Genomic DNA, 22,042 nt, shown 5'->3' with positions numbered 1-22,042 from the left:
AGCCATTCATTGGTCAGGAACCTTAAGGAACTTTTCCGGCTATCTACTGTTAGAGCACAAGGATCGCACAGGCGCCCCATAACTGGGGTTGTCCGCTTCCCTTCCTTCCTGTGCGGTCCGTCCTTTCCACAAATAGGCGCGTTTCGGCGGGGCTCCTTTTGATCCTCGGCGAGCAACGCCGGCGCAACCCGCGCCAATATCCGCAAATTGCCGCCGAAACCGGCGTTAGCACAGTGTTAGCGCGAGCCACTTAATGTGGTGGTGACGCCATGGGAAACCCGGTTGTCCGTTGAAAAACAGGACAAGCAGAATGAAGACGAGCCCTGCCGCAGCTTACGGAGATGACATGAAACTGGTTCTAGGCAGCATGATATTGGCATCTGGCATACTGCTATCCAGTCTGTCGGGATTCGCTGCTTCCGGCGGATGGCATTCGGATGGGCAAGGTACGAGATACTGGCATGTCACTCCGCCGCCCGGGCAATGCAATATAAGCCAAGCGAAAAACCGGGCGATTCGGGCCGGTATCTATCGTAGCGAGATTATACAGCAGGATGAGAATATCATCGTGCTCAGAGGTCTGGATGAATCCGGCGACCGGCGAACGATCGGTTTCGGCAACATCAGGGGGTGCCCTGAGTTGGAGGGCCATGAGAATAGTCCAAACTTCTGAGGACATAGAGTTTGTTCAGCTTTCAGAGCCTGAAGCTGAAGCTCGCTAAGGCGCGAAAACCGGTTCTGGGAAGATTATCGCGAGGTTTCCAGTCGGCCATCGCCGCGCAAAAGGTTCAGCCAGGCCCGCGACAGTTTCTCCGCGCCTGTGCCCCCGATATGGCAATCGTCGTAGCGGTCTTCTCCATCGAGCAACGCGTCGGAATTGACGCCCTCTCGGATACCGGGGCCGCTTCTTGATAGGGCCAGTTGCGCCCGTACTATCGCGTTGTCCGGAATATGCTCCTTGAAGCCGCCGTTGCTCGGTTCGAGGCATTTCGATGCGATCGAAATGTAAACCGGTGCTTCGACGCCGTACTGACGCAATGTGTCAACCATCGACATGAAACGGTTCTGGTAGGCCTCCGCAGTGGTGCCGATAACGAGGTCCGCCTCTCCTTGCATCCAGAGGACGTTCGTTATCCGATAACCGGAATCCTGAAGCTGTTTCAATGTATCGACCAGCATAGGATTGAGGTCACCGCCTTTCGCCCATCGTGCGACCTCAGATCCGGAATATGCGAGGGGTGCGAGGATGACGCTGTCATTTTGTCCCGATGCGATCAAATTGTTGCCAAGAAGCGTCCAATACTCTCCCTTGGTATCGGTCGATCCAAGAAGTGGCGACGCGGCGATGAAGCACCGTTTGTCAAAGGCGTTTATAACGCGAGCGCCATAATTTGACTTGTACCGTTGTCCACTGTCGTTGGCCGCGTTCGATTGGCCAAGAATGAGTAAGACAGCCGTTCGGTCAGTTTGAGCCGGGCAGGTCACAAGCGTTTTTGATTCATCCCCGATGAGTCGTTCCTTGTCGTCGAACGTATAACGGCTTGGAGCAGTCGCCTTCTCTCCGCCAACCATTTTCCTCATCGCGGAAAGTTGTGGCCAAGGAAATGTCTCATGTCTCGCGCTCATGCCGCCGAGAAAGTACATGGCGATCAAGGCGGCGAGGCCGACTGCCATTGTTTTGCGCATGCCGTTACCTTCAAACATCATCCGATGACATGGAGCCTCAGACCGATCAAGGCTGCTCCAGCCATGAGGGTTCCTTTACACCAGCCACATCCGCTTGCTTCGGGCATGATCTTTAAAAGAGCGTTCGTCGCGAAGATCGAGCCCAATCGACGACTATTTCTCATAGGGTCGCCGAAACCTGCTCAAATATAGACCGGACCGGTGATTTCAATAATCCGGTTGGGTGAGAGATCGCGCCTGCTATGGAGAAAACTCCCGTTGCTCGTCCATAGAAAGGCGGATTGGGGCGGCGAGGACAGTGTAGGAGCGGAGCACCGGTTACGCTTGTTAGCGATTTGTTGACCATAAGCTGGCTTTACTGGGCGTGATGGATGCGGAGGTTCCCGCACATCGTCGCGTGTTTGGTGTAGGCGGGATTGTTCGTGTTGAAGTATCCAGTGCGAGGATTATCGGGCGCAGGCTTGGGCGGAATTGCCACGCTGCTGTCGCGTGCGGAACGGTTGGTCGCGAAGACCATTCTGCCGGCTCTGTTTGCGCTGCCGGCGCTTGTCGGCTCGGCATCCGTTGCCTCGGCCGAAGACCGGGCCCTGAAGCTGTTCTTTACCCATACCGGCGAGCGGGCCACGATCACCTATAAGCGCGACGGAAAGTTCGATCCCAAAGGCCTTGCCCAGATCAATCGGTTTCTGCGCGACTGGCGAAGGAACGAGCCGACCCGGATGGATCCGCGGCTGCTCGACCTGGTCTGGGAGGTGTATAAGCGCAGCGGCGGCAAGGACTATATCCATATCGTCTCCGCCTATCGTTCGCCCACCACCAACAACATGCTCCGCAACCGCTCGCGCAGCACGGGCGTCGCCAAGAAGAGCCAGCATATGCTGGGCAAGGCGATGGATTTCTACGTTCCCGGCGTGAAGCTTTCGACGCTGCGGGCGCTGGCCATGCAGATGCAGGGCGGCGGCGTCGGATATTATCCGACCTCGGGATCGCCCTTCGTGCATCTCGACGTCGGCAATGTCAGGGCCTGGCCCCGCATGTCCCGGCAGGAACTCGCCCGACTGTTCCCGAACGGGCAGACGATGCATCTCCCTGCCGATGGCCGGCCGCTGCCTGGATACAATCAGGCGGTTGCGAACTACAGGAAGCGCGGCAGCTCCACCTCGATCCAGATCGCCAGCACCGCTGGAGAAGACGAAGAGGTGGGCGCGGCGACCGGGCCGGGCGGCGACACCACAGACAATAAGCTCATGACGGCGCTTCTGCCCACGCCCCGCAGCCGGGCATTGAATGCGCTGGCGCTGCAGACCGGCGCGGTCGAGCAGGATGACAAACGGTCCGCTGGGGATCTTGCATCTTTGCCGATTCCGATACCGGCGATGCGGCCGGCTGCCCTTGAGCACGACGCTGATGTGGATGACAAACTGGAGACGGCATCGATCGGCCCAATTGAAGTGCTTCCGGCCAGACCTGCGCCCGCATTGCCGGGCTACGCGCGCTTCGAACCTCTCCGTGTTGCACACCAGGCCTCCAAGCAGGGCGCGGATATGATCGCCTCCCTGCCGATGACCGCTTCCTGGGAAGAAGCAAGTTTCTTTGAAACGACCACGGACGCGGCGCTGATGAAATGGGCGCTGCATTCTCCCGGCGAGGTGATGGAATTGAACGCGCCTCGCGTTTCCCCCCGCACGGTTCATCGTGAGGTCGATGCCGCGACCTCAGGTCAGGACATCACTCCGGTCGCCGCCATAGACCTGTTCGATGCGAGCCGGTTTGCGTCGCCCCCGGAGGGCTGACCGCAATCATCAAGGCTTGATGCGCTGCACGAGCTTGCAAAAATCTCAGTGAACGACCGCGATGACGCGAATTCCGGCTTCTTCCGCAGCGTGAATGAGTGCGGCGCGGGCTACCGTGGCCGGAATATTGCCCTGGATGGCATCCAGGCATGTTTTTATGGCTGCGATATATTCCTTGCCGTCGTCTGTCGGCCAGGCGGCAATAAGGGCGTCGGCGACCTCATGGAGAGAGCGAACCAGCCTGGGCTTGCCGCCGATGACAAGCATCACAGGCGCGAAGTCTTCGCTCCTGCGCCAATCCACTATGCCGATCTTTTGCATGGATAACCGCCTTTTATCTCGCGCCGATCGGCACCTGATGCTTCACCAGGGAGGTTCTGACTGGAGTTCAGCTACAACGACCGAACCTCCCTGATGTCCTTTCAACAAGGATGAGGAGAATCTAGGCAGGATGGCAGCGAGGGAAAGCCGGACCTAAGTCGGACTGGCGGCCTGAGGACCCGCTGCTCATATAGTGGTTTGAGGCAACGTAAGGTCCGTGGAGGGGACGGAACAGGAGGAGTATATGAAGTTCGGCCCCGAAAACCACAGCCATGAAGAGCGCTGTCCGCAAGGCCATAGTTCGGCATCGACCATCGCAACAATCGAAGCAGCCCTTTCCGCCGATCCGGATCTCGACAGCAGCGCCATCGAGATCAGGATGCTCGGTCCTGTCGTGCTGCTCGAAGGCTATATAACAAAACCCGAAGCCCGGGAAAAAGCCATCTCGCTGGCAGCGATGATCGTCGGCCCGGAGAACGTTCAGGATCGGATGTTGAGTCGATTCCCGACGCAATGACGGACGCTGTCCGGCCGGGCTGGAGGCTCTAGGACCATAGTCCGGGCCAGCCCCGGCATGAAGTCCCAGCCCGGGAACACTTCCTCCATTTTCAGGTTTGGCTCACCAGCGGAACCAACCGCATTGAAGGAGGAAAACGGATGAATATCAAAGCAGTAGGAATTGCCGCCAGCGTCCTGTTGGCATCGACATCTGCCTTTGCGCAGTCATCGACGGTCACAGGCGCGGCGGGTGGTGCTGCAACGGGCGCGATTGTCGGCGGCCCGGTCGGTGCTGCTGTCGGCGGCATCGTCGGCGGCGTGGCGGGCAGCGTCATCGACCCGCCGCCGCAGAAGGTGGTGACCTATGTACAGCAGGCTCCGGCTCCGGCCGAACGCGTCGTTGTGAAGGAGAAGGTCGTCGTCGGGCAGCCTCTGCCGGAGACCGTCGTGGTGACGCCAATTCCCGACGATCCGAAATATGCATACGCGATCGTCAACGAACAGCGTGTTATCGTCGAACCTTCCTCCCGGAAGGTCATCCAGGTCATCCAGTGACCGACGGGCGGCTGCGGCCGCCCTTTCCAACCATTAGGGCACGCATGCGACGCATGGGAATGCGGGCGGTATGGCGTGTTCAAACTTCGGAGATCGATTATGAAAAGCAACCATCTCACCATGATCCTGGCCGCGCTGTCGCTTGGCGTATCGCCGCTTGCAGCACTGCCGGCCGCAGCCCAGCAGGACACCAAGAGCAGCGGCCAGGCGCAGCCCGGTTCTCAGATGGGCATGGACGCCGGTGCGCAATCCGGCGCCGGCAAGACAGGCACCGACTGCACCCCCGACGCTTCCGGAGCCTGCCCGCAAGGCAAGGGCCAGTCAACGCAGCAGAAATCCGGCCAGGGTTCCGACATGCAGAAGAACGCCGAGCAGCCTTCGAACGATAACGCGAAGAGCGGAAGTGCATCCGGCAAGTCTTCGACCGAAACCAAATCCGGATCGCAAGACGCCAGCGGCGGCGCCACGGCCGAACAGAAGCCAGCCGGAAAGTCCGCCACCACGGATGGCAGCGGCACCGCCACCTCGAAGAGCAGCATGCAGAATGCCAAGCCGGCGGAAGGCACGGATAGCGGCAGCGCCACCAAGAGCGGTGATGCGTCAAAGCAGCCCGCCGACCAGAACGCGACGACGAACAAGAGTTCGTCCGAAACCAACGTGAACAACACCACGACGAACAACCAGCCGAACACCAAGACCAACGTCAACATCTCGGTCGAACAGCAGACCGAAATTCGAACGGCGGTGAAAGAGGTGCATGTCGAGCCGGTGAAAGAAGTGAACTTCACGGTCTCCGTCGGAACGAAGATTCCGAAGAAGGTCCGGCTCGAGCGGTTGCCGACGCGCATCGTGAAGATCGTTCCGCAATATGAAGGCTACCGCTTCTTCATCCTTGCAGACGGCCGCATCGTGATCGTCGATCCCAATGCATTGACGATCGTCTACATTATCGAGGTCTAAACGAAGCAGACGGTGTCGGCGGCGTCTTTTGCGGCGCCGGCACCGATGAATGAAAGTTCGTTTCGGGCTATGCGGAGAGCCGGGCACCGCCACACGTGCTTTCCGAAAATCGAAACCGATTCTCGGAAACAATGAGCTTGATTCAATGCCTTAGCGCGTTATCTCCCCGCCTGAAAAAGACGCGCGGCGGATAGTCGAATGACGATGACGATCGTTTCCACGCGCAAAATTCAGACCAAAGTCCGACCCACCCCGGACTTCGTGCCCATACAAAACGTTCGATCACTGTAATAACAATACTATATCCTCAAGTAACGAAGCGAGATGGCGTGAGAAACGGGTTCGACTTCATCGGATCGTATTTATGTGACGACTTCTACTTGGAAAATGATACCCAGAGACTGGCTGTTGTTGACAATCATTGCAGCGGATCTTTCGAAAATATAGCGCACATCAGGCATGCGGTGTCTGCACCGACAGACATGCTTTTCGTTGAGACAACCTCAGCTCTCTGGGTCCGGAACGCGTCTGAGTGGTTGTCGATACCATGCCGACTCCTTCGTCGAACCGCAAATGGTAGGGCCGTCTCATGGAACGGATAGTCAAGTTCGGGCAGGTCGTGATGATCGCGCGACGATCATCGGCAGCATCCAGTCCGGCCCGGCGGCTCGTGATCGAGTGCGGAATCGGCAGAAACACTTTAAAGTAGGCACATCTAACAATTAACATTAATAGGCGAGTAATTCTTAGAACTCTTCTAAATAATTGTCATGCATTACAGGTAATGCTAATAAACAATCAGCTTAATCTCAAGTCACGAGGCACGAAGCAATGAAAAGCGTATTGATTTCTGGCGGGGCTGGCTTCATCGGATCCCACTTGTGTGATCGACTTTTGCTGAGGACGGATATTCAGAAGTTGGTCGTTGTTGACAACCTCTGGACGGGGCTTTTCGAAAATATCGCGCACATCCGGGATCCCCGTTTCCACTTCGTGAAATCCGACGTCGAGACGCTGCAGACCTCGGATAAGTTCGACGAAATCTATCACCTTGCATCCCCGGCATCGCCGCCGTGGTACATGAAGGAGCCGAAGAGGACGATCTCCGCCAATCTTCTCGGGGCATTCCGGTTGCTCGACTTGCTGAAGAAGGGCGGACGTTTCGGTTTCACCTCGTCTTCGGAAGTCTATGGCGATCCTCTGGTGTCGCCGCAGCCGGAATCCTACAAGGGCCAGGTCGACTGCACCGGTCCGCGCTCGTCCTATGACGAGAGCAAAAGGTGCACGGAGTCGCTGCTGTTCGAGATGCAGCGCACGCAAGGGCTCGATGTCAAAGTCGTCCGCCCCTTCAATATCTATGGTCCGCGGACACGCACCGACGATGGGCGCGCCGTCTCCAACTTCATCACCCAGGCGCTTTCGGGCCGCCCGATTACCGTGTTCGGCGACGGCCTGCAGTCGCGCAGCTGGGGTTATGTCGACGACATTGTCGACGGTTTCGCGCGCTATTTCTGGATCAATCAAACCGACTACAAGGGGCCCCTGAATGTCGGCAACGATCGCGAGATTTCGGTTCTCGAGGTCGCGCAATATGTCTCCAGACTCGTCGGCGGCGTGCCGATCGTCTTCGAGCCGTCACCGCCGCAGGACCCCACGAATAGACGGCCGGACTTGACCAACGCGCATTACGTCATGCCCGAGTGGTCGTGCAAAATCACCTACGAACAGGGCGTGGCGAAGACGCTCGATTGGTTCAGGAGCCAAATGAAGGCGCACGCGGCAGAATAAACCATGATGACTTTCGAGACTCGCGCCCCGGCTGCATGTGGCGTATGTTCACGGGGCGATTGAGAGAGTGACGATGCGAGAACCCATTCCGTCCGATCTGAAGGATATAAGTTTTCCCGTACCGATCCACTATCTTGATCTCGCCACGTCTCACCTCGATGCCGCTTCGCCTTTGGTCTCCGATGGGCTCGTGGTCTTTCTGTCGGATGGTCTTCCCGTCGGACAAGCCTATATCGAAAGGCCCGAGACGGCGGCGGCACTCGCCGAGCGTGTCGTACGACGCGAGACGCTCGAGCATGCGCGTCACGTTGCGCAAACCCCTGTGCGCAACCGCGACGTCAGCATTCTGATCTGCACCAAGGACCGGCCGGAGGAACTGCGCCGGTGCCTGGCCTCGATCCCCGAACAGTCGCTTCAGCCGGTCGAGATCATCGTGGTGGATAATGCCTCAGCAGGCGATGCGACGCGCCGCGTCGTGGAGGAAGCGGGCGCCACCTATGTCCGTGAGGACCGGGTCGGGCTGGATTATGCCCGCAATGCGGCGGTTCGGGCGGCGAGAACCGAATTCGTCGCCTTTACCGACGACGACGTCGTTCTCCACCAGCGATGGCTGGAGAACCTGATGAAGGGGTTCGATCTGCCTGAGATCGCCTGCGTGACGGGATTGGTCCTTCCCGGAGAACTGGCAACGCCGGCACAGTTCATCTTCGAAAAGCATTGGAGCTTCGGCCGGGGCTATCTCAGGCAGGACTTCAATCAGGATTTCTATACCAGGGACACGCGTTACGGCGCTCCGGTCTGGACGATCGGCGCCGGCGCAAGCCAGGCCTTCCGCCGCAAGGTCTTCGATGAGATCGGCCTGTTCGATGTCCGTCTCGACATGGGCGCTGCTGGCTGCTCGGGCGATTCCGAATACTGGAACCGGCTGCTCCACCATGGCCACGTCTGCCGCTACGAGCCGACGGCTGTGGCCTGGCACTTTCACCGCAAGGACATGAAGGGACTGGCCAGGCAGATCCACCAATATATGAGCGGCCATGTCGCAGCCCTGCTGGTCCAGTATCAGAACACCGGACATAACGGCAATCTCAGGCGCATCCTCATCTCCTTTCCGAAATATTATGCCGGAAGGCTAAGGAAACGATTTCGCAAAGGCGCGACATCGAACGACTTTTTCCTGAAGCAGGAGATGCTCGGCAGCGTGAATGGCGCTTTCTATGTTCTGCGACGATGGAAGATGCCTGCATGGTGAGTGCTGCGACACCTGAGATCTCATTCCTCATTCCTGCCTATAATGCAGACGATACGCTTGCCGAATGTCTTGCCAGCCTGCAGCAACAGGCACGCTCGAACTGGCAGGCCGTCGTCGTCGATGACGGTTCGAGCGACCGGACCTGGGAGGTTCTCGAGGCCATCGCAGGAAAAGACAGCCGCATTCTACCCGCCCGCCAGCCGAATGCCGGTGCGGCCGCGGCGCGAAATCATGCCGCACACCTGGCGGCGGCGCCCCTGCTCTGCATGCTGGATGCCGACGACTGGCTGGATCCGACCTTCATCGAAAGCATGCTGCCTGTGGCAGAGGATGCCTCCCCGCCTGTCATCGCCTATTGCGCCTACCGCCGGGTCGCCCCGGACGGCAGGCTGTTGCGGGTGGAGCAGCCCCCCGCCCTGGCGGGAGACGCCGCCAAGCGCGAGTTCTCCTCCTTCTGCGCGCTTGCCATCCATACGGTTGTCTTTCCCAAAAGCCTTTTCGAGCAGCTGGGAGGCATGGATGAGACCCTGCAGACCGGCGAGGACTGGGATCTCTGGCTGCGCATGGCCTTTGCAGGCGCAGAATTTCGCCGGGTCGACACGTGCCTGGCTTTCTATCGCATGAAGGCCGGCTCGCTCTCCGGCGATCCGGTCAAAATGGTGCGTGACGCCGTTCGCGTGACGACGAAGGCGCAAGCGCTTCTGAGGCAGCAGGGCTTGTCGGCCGAGGGGCCGCAGACAGGCTGGATCCCGCCCGCCGTCAGCCAGCTGCGCATGCTCGCCTGGGTCGTCGCAGCCAAGCTCGATCCGACCTTGGATGTCGCGGCCCTTGGCGCACTGCTGCCTGACATGCCTGATGCCACGGGCTATGAGGGCTTTCTTGTCGACGTGATCATGCACGGATTGCAGACGGGAGTGTTTTCCGATCGGGCCGACGATCTCATCGATGCACTCGACACATGGCGACCGACTTTTCTTTCGCTCATCGAGCTGATCCAGCGGCATTCCTTCCCCGGCACCGGGCGGAAGATCGTGGAGAACGTCGCTTGGCAGCTATCTGCCGCGAATCTCCTGCGATCTTTCACGCTCGGCAATGTCCAAGTCGTCAGCGTCGAGCTGGGCGCGCTTTCCAGGATCCTCAAGGCCGAGCAGGCCGATACGCTCGTCATGCACGCTTTCTCGGGCGGACAGCATGTCGGCACCTTTGTCGGGCCGCTCTGGGGCGATCTTTCGATCCGGGCGCAGATCCGGCTGATCATGCAGGAGATGCAGGCAGGCGAGCATCTGCAGACGCCGCCGACGCTCGCCTATATCGGTTCCTGGACGAGGGAGGCGCTGCGCGGATACCGAGCCTTCGGCGGGATCATCATCCGGCACGGCCGGCGGCGCGGCCGCCTGGAAAGACTGATGGTGGGCCTTGGGCGCAAAGCTCTCCTTGCCTCTGCGCCAAGCGACAGCGATGACAATGATGCACGGCTCTCCGACAGCCTGCGGACCCTCCAGCGCGACCCGGCGCCACGCCCCCTAAACCCCTCCGGGCCGCGCCCAGAGGAAGAAAAGGCAGCTCCTGCCGTTCACTCGGAGGAGGAATACTGGGAGCATATCTTCGAACGACCGGATCCGTGGAACTACGTCTCGGTCTACGAGCAGGTGAAATATACGCAGACGCTGAGCCTGATCCCGGAAGGGATCGAGAAGGTGCTGGAGCTGGCCTGCGCCGAGGGGATTTTCACCGAAAAGCTGGCGCAAAAGGTCGGCCGGCTGACGGCCACCGATATTTCCCAGCGGGCGATCGACAGGGCGGTGGAGCGGTGTCGCGACCATCGCAATATCGAGCTTCGCGTTCTCGATTTCGTCAGACAGGATCTTCCGCCCGAACAGGATCTCATCGTCTGCTCCGAAGTGCTGTATTACATGAAGGATGAGGAGATGCTCGCGGCTGCCTGCCGGAAGATGGCGGCCGCGCTGAAGGCGAACGGCTACCTCATCACCGCCCATGCGCATATCCGCCGCGACGAACCCAACCGGACGGGTTTCGACTGGGGCAATCCTTTCGGTGTCGGGACGATCCGGCAGGTGTTGGCCGCGCAACCCGGGATGGCCCTGGAAGAGACGATCGAGACCGAACTCTATGCCATCCACAGGTTCCGAAAAGGCCCTGTTGCCGCGGCTGTCCTACGCAGCGAGGGGCATGGAACCCCATTGGATGCGGATGTGGCAAAACACATCATCTGGGGGCCTGACGGCGTCGACCGCGAAGCGGCATGGACGACGGAGGTCACGACCTCGGTTCCCATCCTGATGTATCACCGGATCGCACGGGATGGCCCCGCCGCACTCCGGCGCTTCCGCACCTCGCCTGATATCTTCCGCAAGCAGATGCAGTTCCTTCGGCGCCAGGGTTATTACACCGTGACGGCGCAGACCCTGGCGGAGCTTTTGCGCAGCGGCAAGCCGATCCAGGGCCGGCCGGTCATGCTGACCTTCGACGACGCCTATCTGGATTTCCTGACGGACGCCTTCCCGATCCTGGCCGAGAATGGCTTCAGCGCCGAGGTGTTCGTCGTGACCGATAAAGTCGGCGGCCGGTCGGACTGGGATTCCGCCTATGGAGAGCCCGCGGCCCTGATGTCGTGGTCGCAGATTCAGGAGTTGCACCAAAAGGGCATCAGCTTCGGTTCCCATCTCGCATCCCACACACCGGCCACTGCGCTGGACAATGAAGCCCTGCTCGCCGAAGCCATGCTGTCGCGCAATGTGCTGCGGAACCGGCTGGGCGCCCCGGTCGACTCCATCGCGCTGCCCTACGGCGCGACGGACTTCAGGGTCCCGGGCATTCTGGCGCTTTCCGGCTACGGGGTCGGCTTCACAACACGGCCGGATAAGGCCGGCTTTTCCGACAATATCTTCGGTCTGCCGCGCCTCGAAGTGCGCGGCGATCATCCGCTCGAAGCCTTCCCTGAGCTTATTGGCCTGCCGGGAGCCTTTATCGGATGACAATATCAGGCGCAGCCGCCCCTCTCATCACCGTCGTCATACCGGCTTACAATGCCGAGAGGACGCTTGCCGAAACATTGCGAAGCGTCTCTGCCCAGTCCTACGACAAGCTCGAAATCCTGGTGGTCGACGACGGATCGCGGGATGGGACCTTCGAACTTGCGAGCGATTATGGCCTGAGCGACCGCCGTATCCGGGTTCTGCGCCAGGACAATGGCGGGGTTGCACGCGCGCGCAACCACGGCATAAGAGAGGCACGCGGCCCCTATATCGCTCCCGTCGACGCCGATGATGTGTGGCACCCTGAGAAGATCGAGCGCCAGCTTCAGGCGCTGAGGACATTGCCCGGCGGACACGGGGTCGCCTACAATTGGTATGCGGCGATCGACGAGAACGGCATCATCTTCGGCCATTCACGACCGGTCATGCATCAAGGAAATATCTTCGAGCCGCTGCTGCGGGAAAACTTCATCGGCAATGGCAGCACCCCCTTGATGCCGCGGGCGGAGATCCTTCGCTGCGGCGGCTATGACGCCGGCCTGCGCGACAATGGCGCCGAAGGCTGTGAGGATCTGAAGCTTTATCTGGCGCTCGCCGAGATCCTGCCCTTCGCCTTGGTTCCCGATTTCCTCACAGGCTATCGCTTCACCAGGGGCAACATGTCCAGCAACGCCTATCGGATGCTGAAGTCCCATAACCTGGTCATGGCCCCGATCATCGCGCGTTATCCGCAGCTTGCGCGGGATGTCCGGGCAGCCCAATTCCACACGGCGCACTGGTATTTCAACAAGGCGTTTTTCCAAGCCGATTACGCGCAGCTCAGCAAGCTGGCGCCGATGATGGCAAAAAAATACATCCCGCAGCTGACCCTTCATGGCATCAAGCAGGGCTGGCGCCAGACGAAACGCCAGGGCATGCGGATGGCAAGGCATGTTCTCGGAAAGCCAGCCCGGCAAAAGAAGCACTTCGCCGCGGAGATTCCGCAAATCGGAACGGCATTCAGCGATCGTTTCTCGGCCATGCCTGCCGAGCAGGCGATCAGCCCGACCTCTTCGCGGACGGCCGGCCATGAATAGGTTTCGAAAACCAGCTTCCGCTAAACCGACAGGCGCTTATCTGGTGGTCGCGGCCCGGTTCCGTGAGCTTCGCCAACTCGTTCCCTCGTTGCGGCTGAAGATGACGGTGATGATCGTCCTGGGCATCCTCACGGGCTTCTCGGAAATGGTCGGGATCACCTTTCTGGTTAGCCTCGTCTTTCTTCTCGGGCAGGAAGGCCCGGTTGCCGGCAGCGCCGTCGCATGGCTTCCGGCGTTTTTCGGCGGCATCGACCTCAGTCTTTCCAAGCCTGTGCTGATCGGCATCCTCATCAGCTCGATCCTGTTCCGGATTCTTCTCGGATGCGCCAATTCGCTCATTGCAAGCGCGGTCAACCATCGGATCAGCGACAGCATGCGGGACCGCCTCTACGCCAAGGTCCTGACCATGCCGTTCCAGCGCTTTCAGGACTATGAGCGCAGCGACCTGATCAATGTCATCGCCACCGAATCCTACGCGGTGTCGTCTGCCCACGCCAGCCTCGTCCGACTGGGGGTCAATTTCGGCACGATCGTGATCTTCGGCGTCGGCATGCTGGTCATGGCCTGGCCGATTGCCTTGCTCGGGCTCGCCTTCGGCTTCATCCATAATTTCGCATTGGGGTTCTTCGCCGGCGCCTACCGCCGTCTCGGCACCTCCGCCCTGGCCGCGGTCGAAGCCTTGACGCAGCTGAGCTGGACAACGCTGCAGACGTTGAAGGCTGTCAAAAGCTTCGGCCTGGAGAAGCGCCACCAGCAGCTCTTCGAGACGCTTTCCAGGGAGGTCGGTCAGACCTGGCGCCGGTCGGACTGGATGGGAGCGACGACCTCGCTTCTGAGCGAAATCCTGACCTTCGGGGTCATCCTGACGATCATCCTGTCTTCGGAATTCCTGCCGGTCGATTTCAAGGCCGCACTCTCGGCCACCATCCTTCTCTACCGGCTTCAGCCGCATATCAAGGGCTTCGACTCGCAGATCCTCAGCCTTTACGAGATGGAAGCCTCGCTGCAGAACGTCCTGGCGCTGCTTGCCGAAAAGGATGACATCAAGCAAGGGGAGAAGGTCACCCGCCTGGCCGAGGCGATCGTCTTTCACAATGTCTCCTTCGCCTACGAGCGCTCGAACGCGCCAGCGGTTCACGATCTGAGCTTTGCGATCAGGGCAGGCGAGACGACGGCTCTGACCGGGCCAAGCGGCTCCGGCAAGACGACCATCCTCAACATGATCCTCGATCTCAACCGACCGACCCAAGGCGTGATCACGGTCGACGGCCGGGATCTGACAAGCATCGACCGCTCCAGCTGGCTGCAACTGCTCTCCGTGTCCGGCCAGGATGTCGAACTGATGGAGGGCACGGTCCTCGACAACATCCGGTTTCGTCGCGATATCCCGGACGAGGATATCCGCTGGGCCGCCGATGTGGCGTGCGCCACGGAGTTCATCGAAGATCTGCCCTATGGCTTCGATGAATGGCTGGGCGACGAGGCGATCCGGCTTTCGGGCGGACAGAGGCAGCGCATCGGCCTGGCGCGCGCGCTCGCCGGCCGGCCCCAGATCCTGCTTTTGGACGAAGCCACGAGCGCGCTCGACGAAGACACCGAGATGCGGGTATTTTCGGCGATGAGAGAAGACGCGGGCAGAACGCTGATCGTCGTCAGCCATCGGCCGGCTGTGGCCAGGCTGATGAAGAACCGGATCGATCTGCGTCCGCCCGCACTCACATCCAAGCTCGGGTGACGGTGATGGAGATGCCAACCACATCCAACATTCCAGTGGCGGTGATCGTTCCTGCCTATAACGCCAGCTCCTACCTTGCCGAGACGCTGCAGTCGGTCGTCGACCAGACCCACAAGACGCTGGAGATCGTCATCATCGACGACGGCTCGACGGACGATACCGCTTCCATCTGTCGCCGCTTCGCCGATGGAGATCCAAGGATCCGGATTCTGTCGACGGAAAACCACGGCGTCGCTGCCGCCCGCAACACCGGGATTCAGGCATCGAACTCCCCCTATATCGCTTTCCTCGATGCCGATGACATCTGGCATCCGACCTATATCGAAAGAATGCTTTCGGCGCTCCATCGCCTGCCGGACAGCTGGGGCGCGGTCTATTCTCTGCACCGCTTCATTGATCCTGAGGGATATTGCACGAAATCCGGCTCGTCGCTGAGCGCCCGGGACTCCATTCTCAGCCGTCATCTCGTATTCCGCTTCGTCGGCAATGGCAGCGGTTTCATGGTTCGCCGCGCCGTCATCGACAAGATCGGCGGCTACGATCCAAGTTACGCAAGACAGGGGATTGGAGGGTGCGAGGATTTCGATTTCGAACTTCGCACTGCCGAGCATTTCAAGATCGAGACGGTGCCGTTGGGGCTGGTGGGATATCGTGTTCACTCCGAAGCCATGTCTGCCGATAGATCGCGTATGGCGCGATCCCTTCTCGCTGTGAGCGAGCAGTGTATTGCCCGTAATCCGACACTTCCGGCCTTTGTCGTCAGCTGCGCCCGCGCATCGGCGCATCTTTATGCATTTTCAAAATTTGCCGCTTTGAAAGATTGGCCCAGCGCCGCTGCCTCGCTCAAACAGATTTATCATCATAGTCCACTGCTTGCTTCCGGCGTCATAGTCAAATTGATCCTGTCAAAAGCCAACAGGGCCGCACGCAGGGCCTTGTCCAAAGCCTGGCCGGCCAGGCAACCAAAGCAAAAGAATTTCGGGAAATTCGATGAGATAGACCCGCTTATCCCATTGGTCGGCGGTTGGTCGCGCTTTAGAACCAAGGCATTGCTCAGGCGCTTGTCGGAGATCGACCGGTCTGGCGAATGCTCGCCGGCGACCTCGCCGCAGGACGCCTGAGCCTGTCGGCTATTAGCTCTGGCGCCTTTGGCTCGGCGCCCATATCGCGCCAAGGATCGAGCATTGTCAAATGTCTAAAGCTTTGACAAATAACACCTCCATCTGCCTCTGAATATCTCGTCATTCCATATTCGAAAGCTCGATTTCAAAGCAGAATTACCGTCAGTAAAAAACAATTAATCTATAAAAATAACAATCATCCCAATAATGATCTGTGACAATATCAAATTTAACTGTCATCATAGCCGCGCACTGTGCAAACATTCCTACCAGAGGACCCGTCACCCACCCCGACGGGTCCTCAACTTTGCCTGATGGCAGGTTGCCGCAAATACGATCGCTGTAATGGCTGCATCAAAGCCGTGGATCGGAGTGGGGGGTGACGATATCGCCCCATTGAGATCGGCCCGACGCGAAACTCCCGCAGCGGCAAATGTCGAAGCGCCGGCTCTCCTTGGTCGATATTCTAACCGAGGCCTCAATCGATTTCAGGATATTTTCGGAGGCGAAACAGTCTTCATCAATCTGATGTCATCACCAGATAGAACTTTATAAGTATCGCAAAACTCATCAAGAATAATGCATCCTGAGACTATTGTAATAGAAGCCCTATATCGTTTTGCAATTGATACTTAAATACAACCATTATTTGAAATCCATAATTTTACCTTTTGATAAATTTGAATTTCTTTCGTAAATTGGCCATCTCAGTCTATTCGGTACATTTCATGTTCACCGATGTCGGCTTTAGCTTTACTTTGGAACCGGAAAATCTGCCGAAAGCGATGTCCGCTTCGAATTCTCAACATCTCCCACAACCTGCCGGTATTGCTGGTGAGGTTACGACAGCCGATGGTCCAAAATTCGGGGATGGCCGCGCCTCGGAAACTTGCCGATACAAAGCCATACGACCAAGCAAAAGGCAACATATTGATAAATATACATTTTTAATAGATTTCCGCGGGTTGAACCGACAAACCCGGCCAGCAACATTCGCTCTATCATTTCGAACGTCGGCATATGGGCTCGCCCTCGCCGCTTGAAATACCGACGCAAAATCCGCGACGTAGGAAGCATCGGCCGTCTTTGGCGAGTGTCCCGAAACGAAACAATAGATATGCCCGAGCGTAGTCAAAAACCCCTGTTTCAATACGCCGGATCCTCGACGACATGCTTAACCTGTGTCGAAATGGTCTCACCTCGGCAGCGAATTAACCGTTCATAAAGCATTTGCTTGCTCAACTTATAATTTGTGTCATGGTCACTGTAAGTAGTGAGGGAGCCGACCTGATGAGTGATATAGCATCGCAGATTCCGGAATTTGGTTACGATGAGCGCGTGATGATCTGCCGGAAGCAGATCGAGAAGGCGGTCTATCAGTTCATTGCAAATACCAAGGTCGACGGATGCGATCCGGCGGAAGTGGCAATGGCCATCGCAGACATTGCCGACGATTACATTTTGCTGCTGGCTCAGAAGCGCAATTTGACCCACTGAAAGCAGGGATCGGCCAGCAAGCGGCCGATGTCCAGAGCACAAGTGAAACCCGAAATCGCCGCCGCTTCCCTGCCGGGAGGCAACGTCAGCGAAAGCGCTTACCCCTCGCTTCGAAGCCATCCGTGAGATGGATATCGAACAGCTTCTAAACCAAGCGCCAGCGGCCGGAAACGAGCCGGCCTTCCCCAACCTAAAATCGACATTAAGCGCCGAACCATGGGCCCGTACCGGGCGTCGGCTTCAGCGCGTTGCCTCACGGCGGTTGAAACAAGCGGCTCCGTTCGATTGACGATTGCCCGGTTGCGCAAGCGCAAGAAATAACCCCGAAAATCGAAGCCGATTTTCGGGGTTATGCGCGGGTTTGAAGCGGTGGAGTTTCTTCAGCCCGTCCGATCGGACGCGCCGTACTAATGACTTCTCACACTCACTTGCGGAACCGGAGAACTCAATTCAGCCAGTTCCCTGGTCAAACCCTCCCCCACCTCCTGCTTGACGGCCTCGAGCGCCAGGTCGAGGCAATTCGTTGCGAATTGCAGTTTGACATCCTGAGCGACCTGTCGCGCATAGGCAATCATTCGCGCCAATGCGACAAGCTCCTCCAGACCGTCTTCCGCCCCTTGGTCTGCGTCTATCTTGACAACCGATGTCACGCCCATGCCCATTTCTCCAACGAATTGAAGGCATGATACGCGCGCAAACGTGATCGAGCCCGTGAAAAAAGCGTGACACAACCCCCGGTGACCATCGTCATCTTCGATTCACAATGCTGGGCGTGTCCGGAACGGGGTTTCGTGCAGTGTCCAGGGCAGATCGGCATTCGAACGACTGTCGCGCGCCTCCTGCACGGCTTTCAGCAATGCCAAGGCATCGATGCGCTTTTGATCGACGGCATTCGACAGAAGGGCCGCCAACAGTCGCGGACGATCCGGTTCGGTCAGCCCTGCGCATTGCTCGACGATCGCCCGCCATGTCCGTTTCTTGAAAAAGATCGCGCCTGCGGCATCGTCGAGCTCCCGGCGCAACCCGCTTGCCAGCAGTCCGCCATCCTCCATCGCATCGAGCGTTGCGCTGACATTGACGAGGGGCACCGTCAGCGCCTTGCTGCCAAGCGCGCTTGGCGCATGCGTAAGTGCGACGGCGGCATCGTCAACCAACCGGCCGCTGCGATAATCGTCGAAAATGCGACCGATCCCGACCATGCCGAACGAATGGCATTCCGCAGCCCGCAACGCGCCCATGCTTGCCGCCCCGAGAACCGTGACGCCCAGCGAAAGAGCATGGAGAATTTCCTTGTGCCAGACCGGCGCGGCATATTCGAAGCCGCCGTCGATCAGGCCGATGACATTGGCGCCCTGCTCCACCTGAGCCAGGACATCGCCTTGCGTGGCAGGCGGCATGACGCGGATCCCCTCGCCGGCCAGCGACGTCGCATCGGGAAGACTGGGGCCTGCGAAAATGATCTTCAAAAGCCTATCGCCCTGGCAAGCGCCCGCGTTCCAAACCGCCGGGCGCGCGCGCCCTCCGGATTTTCAAGTTCGGGGATTACAACCTTGACGACACTGAAGGGAAGCGCCTCCTCGCTGAGGCGCACGGCAATCACCGAAGCGATCTGCCTCTGTCGCAGCGCATCGAGCACGTGCTGCAGCAGCTGCGCCAGATCCCATTGCCGAGATCCGGCCTCCCCACCGCTGCCGATGGCGGCAACAGGCGGTGCGGCAACAGCATCGAAGGCCCGCCGCATCAGCGGCGGCAACGATCTTGAGAAAGTTGCAGGGGTAATATCGTCCCTGGCTCCGCTGATATAGGTCAGCCGGGACTGCACGGCCTCCGTCACCGCCCGAATGGCCGCGCGCACGGGAAACGGATGCGCACCGGCGCCGCCGGTGACCTCGACAAGGCGAATGTCCCTGTCGCCGCCAATATCCCGCGGGCCTAGCGTGGCTGTGAAACAGGGGATGCCGATATCGCTGGTGATATCGAAGAGCTTCAGTGCCAATCCCGATGCTTCGATCTTGTCGATCAGCCCGTCCAGGGCGCCATCCTCAAAGCCGCGGGGATCGACGCAGCCGGCATAACGATCCGCTTCCCCGCTCACCTGCCACAGCACATGGGCATCACGCTCGATGCGCTCCAGGACGCCGTGAAGGATCGCCTCCTCGATATTGTTTCCCGATGCCAGACCGTCCGAAGACATCCAGTATCGCGCGTCGCGTGTCCGGTCGAGCGCCACCGCTTCGAAGGGGATATAAACCTCGTCGCCGGTGAGGATATTGACGCCGGAAACCCATTCAGTCTCCTCGTCTGATCCGAGATCGGATTTATGAAGAGCGATCAGGCAGTTCAGCGTATCGGTCTTGTGCCCCATCGCCTGCAGACGAGAAGCAGTGCCGCGGACGAGATCGACGGAGGGTTCGCCCGCAACCGCCCGCTCGAGCGCTTCCATGACGGTGGAGACCTTGGCGTCGAGATCGGTCAGGCCCTTTCCCTGGGCAATCACGATCGACCGCGAATTCGGGGCGTAAGCGCACCAGACGGGGATTCCGATGTCATCCAGCCCGGTATGTCGCGCGACCCTGGTAATGCCGAACCTGGCCAAAAGAGGTTCGACGCGGGAAAGAGTTTCCCGCGGCGACATGCTTCTATCGGAATATATCGACCGGTGCGTCAGAATGCCGGCTCAGCCGTCGACGTGACCGGAAAGGGCGACCTGCGCCGACGAAACGGCGACGCCGAGGTCGACGTTCTTTACGAATGTGCCGCCGGCTTTGCGCAGGCCGTTTGCGGTTGCCAAATCCCCCGTCGGATTGAGAGGCTTGACCGTGCCCGCATCGAGGTCGGCGAGCCAGAGACCTGCTTCGCCGGGTATTCCAATAATGACTGCCTTTGCCATGTAATGCCCCTAAGTGATTGTTAAAAACCAGCCCTCAACAGGCCCTCCCGATAAAGCTCCTTTTGCCATTGCTCCTTGAAGGGAACGATGGCGAGCCACTTCTCGACGTCGAACACCGGGTTGATGCCCTCGGCGCGCTGCCGATGGAAGAGCGCCCGTTTTCGATCGCCGATCATTGCGCAACTGGCCGCAGCGATGCGATGGGCCGGCGCTTTGTCTTTCATCGCCTCGACATAGGCAATGGCCTCCTCGTACTGTTCCAGAAAGAAGCTCGCTCCCGCAGCACACCAGAGATAGGCATCAGGCGCGATCGGATTGAGCGAAATCGCTCTCTGGATCTTGGCGAGCGCATCGCCCGGCCGGGATGCATGCACGAGCGTGTCGGCATGGCTGTAGATGACGTCGGCAAAATGCGGGCTGAGCTCCTCCGCAAGATGAAGTGCGGCGACGCTGGCATCGACATCGCCGAGATAGAGTTTGGTGACGCCAAGCTCGCGATGGCCCGCCGCCGATGCCGGATCCCGCTCGATCGCCCGAAGCGCATTCTGCTCTGCCAGATGCAGCAGCTCATTGTTCCCCTGCGCCGTCACAAGCCATTCGCTGGTGAAGGTTCTCGCCAGCCCGGTAAACGATGGAGAGAAATCCGCCTTATGCGAGAGCGACTGCTTGAAAGCCTTCCGTGCCCGGCGGATATGCGGCAATGTTAGCTTGCTCATCAGGCTCGAGCCGACGAGATAAGCGTGATAGGCCTCAGGGTTGGCTTCGAAGCGTAAGCGCTCTTCCTCCTTTTCAGCCAGTTCGCGGGCCACCGACAAGGTCAACTGCTGCGCGATCAGCCGTCTCTGCCGGGGCAGCGTATCAGGCGTCATCACAAAGCGATGGGCCCAGATGATCTCGTCCGTGGGGAAGTAAATCAGCTGCGCGAACAATCCTTCGTCGGAGAACCGCGTATCCAGGAGATAGGCGATCGAATGGCGGGCGACGACGGTCGCCTTCTCGGAATCCCGGCGGATTTGTCCGGCCGTATGCGGTGCAACGATGGAAATATTTCGAAGCGCGCAGAGTTCGATCGTGACGTCTTCGATCAGGGCGCTCGCAAGCGCCAGCCCGGCATCTGCGTGTTTCGATGTCGGGGGAAGCAACACCAGCCGAGGCAGGATCAGCGGCAGCGATGCGCGTTCGATATCGGCAGAGGTCGCGCCACCGGCCTCGGAGCGCTTCACCTCCACCCTTGCAGGACCATTGCCGCTTGGCAATCTCTCGCCGAACGATGAACCGCCCGATAGCTGTTGCAGCAAGGCTCGGACCTGCTCGTCGTTCGGATCCCGTTCGAGGATCTGCAGAGCGGCGCTCGAAATGATGCGCGCGGCCCCCGACTTCTCTACATCAGGCAGCGCATCCAGCAATGCTTGCCGCAGTTGCAGCGCCTGAGCGTCCCGTTGCGCCCTCATCCAGGTATCTATTAGCTTTGTCGCTGGTTTGATATTTCCGATGAAGCCGCGCTGGGTCAGTTCGGCGATCGCATTCAGCCGCTCCAGCGGCGGACCGGCGGTGCGAAAGACATCCAGATCGCTGGAAACCGCCTGCGTGTTGAGACGAACCGTGGTGGCGGTGAAATCGAAGGGTATTTCGGCCCGCCCGCCGTCCGTCTCGCGGATGCGGGAAATCAGTTTGCGCAGATTGAGCCGCGCCAGTTCGGCTTCGACATCGCTCCATAGAAACTGCGCCAATTCATACCGGCTGAGCTCATGGCTCGCACCCGCGTAGAGATGGGCCATCATCAACAGGCCCTTGATCGGATAGCGAACCGGGTCGCCATTCGCGTCGATCAACCGTAGATCGCCGAACGTCTGCAAATGAAGCAAGGTGCACCT

At 59.2% G+C, this 22,042-nt stretch carries 19 protein-coding genes; 12 read left to right on the top strand and 7 right to left on the bottom strand.

Going from position 1 to position 22,042, the window contains the following annotated elements; genetic code table 11:
- Window positions 1-310: 310 nt before the first annotated feature.
- Complete coding sequence (locus FHT69_RS34020) at window positions 311-673, top strand: hypothetical protein (protein WP_245294557.1); 363 nt, start codon at window positions 311-313, stop codon at window positions 671-673.
- A 74-nt stretch (window positions 674-747) separates the two neighbouring features.
- Here FHT69_RS34020 and FHT69_RS01090 read toward each other — a convergent pair whose 3' ends face one another.
- Window positions 748-1,686: a sialate O-acetylesterase gene (locus tag FHT69_RS01090; protein WP_063474688.1), complete on the bottom strand. Its 939-nt coding sequence runs from the start codon at window positions 1,684-1,686 to the stop codon at window positions 748-750.
- 416 nt (window positions 1,687-2,102) lie between these two features.
- Between FHT69_RS01090 and FHT69_RS01085 the strand changes: the two genes are divergently transcribed.
- Window positions 2,103-3,479 carry a DUF882 domain-containing protein gene (locus tag FHT69_RS01085; RefSeq protein WP_063474448.1) on the top strand — a complete coding sequence of 459 codons (1,377 nt, stop codon included), beginning with the start codon at window positions 2,103-2,105 and terminating at the stop codon, window positions 3,477-3,479.
- Between the two features lie 45 nt (window positions 3,480-3,524).
- Here FHT69_RS01085 and FHT69_RS01080 read toward each other — a convergent pair whose 3' ends face one another.
- The gene (locus FHT69_RS01080; RefSeq protein ID WP_047611492.1) at window positions 3,525-3,800 is read right to left on the bottom strand and encodes a DUF982 domain-containing protein; all 276 of its coding nucleotides are present in this window, start codon (window positions 3,798-3,800) and stop codon (window positions 3,525-3,527) included.
- A gap of 244 nt (window positions 3,801-4,044) precedes the next feature.
- Between FHT69_RS01080 and FHT69_RS01075 the strand changes: the two genes are divergently transcribed.
- From FHT69_RS01075 to FHT69_RS01030, 10 genes are all read left to right on the top strand, one after another.
- Window positions 4,045-4,317 carry a BON domain-containing protein gene (locus FHT69_RS01075; protein WP_063474447.1) on the top strand — a complete coding sequence of 91 codons (273 nt, stop codon included), beginning with the start codon at window positions 4,045-4,047 and terminating at the stop codon, window positions 4,315-4,317.
- Window positions 4,318-4,457: 140 nt separating this feature from the next.
- Entirely contained in the window at window positions 4,458-4,853 is a 396-nt protein-coding gene (locus tag FHT69_RS01070; protein WP_063474446.1) for a DUF1236 domain-containing protein, read from the top strand.
- Between the two features lie 99 nt (window positions 4,854-4,952).
- Window positions 4,953-5,813, top strand: a complete 861-nt coding sequence (locus FHT69_RS01065; RefSeq protein WP_028759114.1) for a DUF1236 domain-containing protein — start codon at window positions 4,953-4,955, stop codon at window positions 5,811-5,813.
- Between the two features lie 831 nt (window positions 5,814-6,644).
- The gene (locus FHT69_RS01060; protein ID WP_028759115.1) at window positions 6,645-7,601 is read left to right on the top strand and encodes an NAD-dependent epimerase/dehydratase family protein; all 957 of its coding nucleotides are present in this window, start codon (window positions 6,645-6,647) and stop codon (window positions 7,599-7,601) included.
- Window positions 7,602-7,632: 31 nt separating this feature from the next.
- Window positions 7,633-8,853: a glycosyltransferase family 2 protein gene (locus FHT69_RS01055; RefSeq protein WP_183903324.1), complete on the top strand. Its 1,221-nt coding sequence runs from the start codon at window positions 7,633-7,635 to the stop codon at window positions 8,851-8,853.
- Entirely contained in the window at window positions 8,847-11,849 is a 3,003-nt protein-coding gene (locus tag FHT69_RS01050; RefSeq protein WP_028758121.1) for a trifunctional glycosyltransferase/class I SAM-dependent methyltransferase/polysaccharide deacetylase, read from the top strand. Before FHT69_RS01055 ends, FHT69_RS01050 begins: the two co-directional genes overlap by 7 nt.
- A gap of 2 nt (window positions 11,850-11,851) precedes the next feature.
- A complete protein-coding gene (locus FHT69_RS01045) occupies window positions 11,852-12,925 on the top strand; it encodes a glycosyltransferase family 2 protein (RefSeq protein WP_028758122.1) in 1,074 nt (357 codons plus the stop codon).
- Window positions 12,918-14,660, top strand: coding sequence for an ABC transporter ATP-binding protein (locus tag FHT69_RS01040; RefSeq protein ID WP_183904772.1), 1,743 nt, complete (start codon window positions 12,918-12,920; stop codon window positions 14,658-14,660). The genes FHT69_RS01045 and FHT69_RS01040 overlap by 8 nt, the downstream gene beginning before the upstream one ends.
- Window positions 14,657-15,781, top strand: a complete 1,125-nt coding sequence (locus FHT69_RS01035; protein WP_097542026.1) for a glycosyltransferase family 2 protein — start codon at window positions 14,657-14,659, stop codon at window positions 15,779-15,781. The genes FHT69_RS01040 and FHT69_RS01035 overlap by 4 nt, the downstream gene beginning before the upstream one ends.
- Window positions 15,782-17,071: 1,290 nt before the next feature.
- Window positions 17,072-17,278, top strand: coding sequence for a hypothetical protein (locus tag FHT69_RS01030; RefSeq protein ID WP_028758125.1), 207 nt, complete (start codon window positions 17,072-17,074; stop codon window positions 17,276-17,278).
- Between the two features lie 407 nt (window positions 17,279-17,685).
- On the opposite strand, the gene FHT69_RS01025 is transcribed toward FHT69_RS01030, so the two are convergent.
- The 5 genes from FHT69_RS01025 to FHT69_RS01005 all read right to left on the bottom strand — a co-directional run bounded on the left by FHT69_RS01025 (window position 17,686) and on the right by FHT69_RS01005 (window position 22,033).
- A complete protein-coding gene (locus FHT69_RS01025; protein WP_028758126.1) occupies window positions 17,686-17,934 on the bottom strand; it encodes a hypothetical protein in 249 nt (82 codons plus the stop codon).
- Window positions 17,935-18,036: 102 nt separating this feature from the next.
- Window positions 18,037-18,744, bottom strand: a complete 708-nt coding sequence (locus FHT69_RS01020) for a TfuA-like protein (protein ID WP_183904771.1) — start codon at window positions 18,742-18,744, stop codon at window positions 18,037-18,039.
- Entirely contained in the window at window positions 18,741-19,913 is a 1,173-nt protein-coding gene (locus tag FHT69_RS01015; protein WP_183904770.1) for a YcaO-like family protein, read from the bottom strand. The genes FHT69_RS01020 and FHT69_RS01015 overlap by 4 nt, the downstream gene beginning before the upstream one ends.
- Before the next feature lie 42 nt (window positions 19,914-19,955).
- Window positions 19,956-20,168, bottom strand: a complete 213-nt coding sequence (locus tag FHT69_RS01010; RefSeq protein WP_028758129.1) for a hypothetical protein — start codon at window positions 20,166-20,168, stop codon at window positions 19,956-19,958.
- 20 nt (window positions 20,169-20,188) lie between these two features.
- Complete coding sequence (locus FHT69_RS01005; RefSeq protein WP_183904769.1) at window positions 20,189-22,033, bottom strand: peptide antibiotic resistance protein; 1,845 nt, start codon at window positions 22,031-22,033, stop codon at window positions 20,189-20,191.
- Window positions 22,034-22,042: the final 9 nt, after the last annotated feature.

It is taken from the genome of Rhizobium sp. BK008 (genome assembly GCF_014197345.1).
Classification (GTDB): Bacteria; Pseudomonadota; Alphaproteobacteria; order Rhizobiales; family Rhizobiaceae; genus Rhizobium; species Rhizobium anhuiense.
Note: the sequence above shows the minus strand (reverse complement) of the source record. Positions and strands in the feature narration are given on the sequence as shown.

Excerpts from the sequence above, each read along its gene's own strand:
- FHT69_RS01040 (WP_183904772.1), top strand. The coding sequence starts at position 12,918 with ATGAATAGGTTTCGAAAACCAGCTTCCGCTAAACCGACAGGCGCTTAT.
- FHT69_RS01070 (WP_063474446.1), top strand. The coding sequence starts at position 4,458 with ATGAATATCAAAGCAGTAGGAATTGCCGCCAGCGTCCTGTTGGCATCG.
- FHT69_RS01065 (WP_028759114.1), top strand. The coding sequence starts at position 4,953 with ATGAAAAGCAACCATCTCACCATGATCCTGGCCGCGCTGTCGCTTGGC.
- FHT69_RS01025 (WP_028758126.1), bottom strand. The coding sequence starts at position 17,934 with ATGGGCGTGACATCGGTTGTCAAGATAGACGCAGACCAAGGGGCGGAA.
- FHT69_RS01050 (WP_028758121.1), top strand. The coding sequence starts at position 8,847 with ATGGTGAGTGCTGCGACACCTGAGATCTCATTCCTCATTCCTGCCTAT.
- FHT69_RS01090 (WP_063474688.1), bottom strand. The coding sequence starts at position 1,686 with ATGCGCAAAACAATGGCAGTCGGCCTCGCCGCCTTGATCGCCATGTAC.
- FHT69_RS01010 (WP_028758129.1), bottom strand. The coding sequence starts at position 20,168 with ATGGCAAAGGCAGTCATTATTGGAATACCCGGCGAAGCAGGTCTCTGG.
- FHT69_RS01075 (WP_063474447.1), top strand. The coding sequence starts at position 4,045 with ATGAAGTTCGGCCCCGAAAACCACAGCCATGAAGAGCGCTGTCCGCAA.
- FHT69_RS34020 (WP_245294557.1), top strand. The coding sequence starts at position 311 with ATGAAGACGAGCCCTGCCGCAGCTTACGGAGATGACATGAAACTGGTT.
- FHT69_RS01030 (WP_028758125.1), top strand. The coding sequence starts at position 17,072 with ATGAGTGATATAGCATCGCAGATTCCGGAATTTGGTTACGATGAGCGC.
- FHT69_RS01080 (WP_047611492.1), bottom strand. The coding sequence starts at position 3,800 with ATGCAAAAGATCGGCATAGTGGATTGGCGCAGGAGCGAAGACTTCGCG.
- FHT69_RS01015 (WP_183904770.1), bottom strand. The coding sequence starts at position 19,913 with ATGTCGCCGCGGGAAACTCTTTCCCGCGTCGAACCTCTTTTGGCCAGG.
- FHT69_RS01060 (WP_028759115.1), top strand. The coding sequence starts at position 6,645 with ATGAAAAGCGTATTGATTTCTGGCGGGGCTGGCTTCATCGGATCCCAC.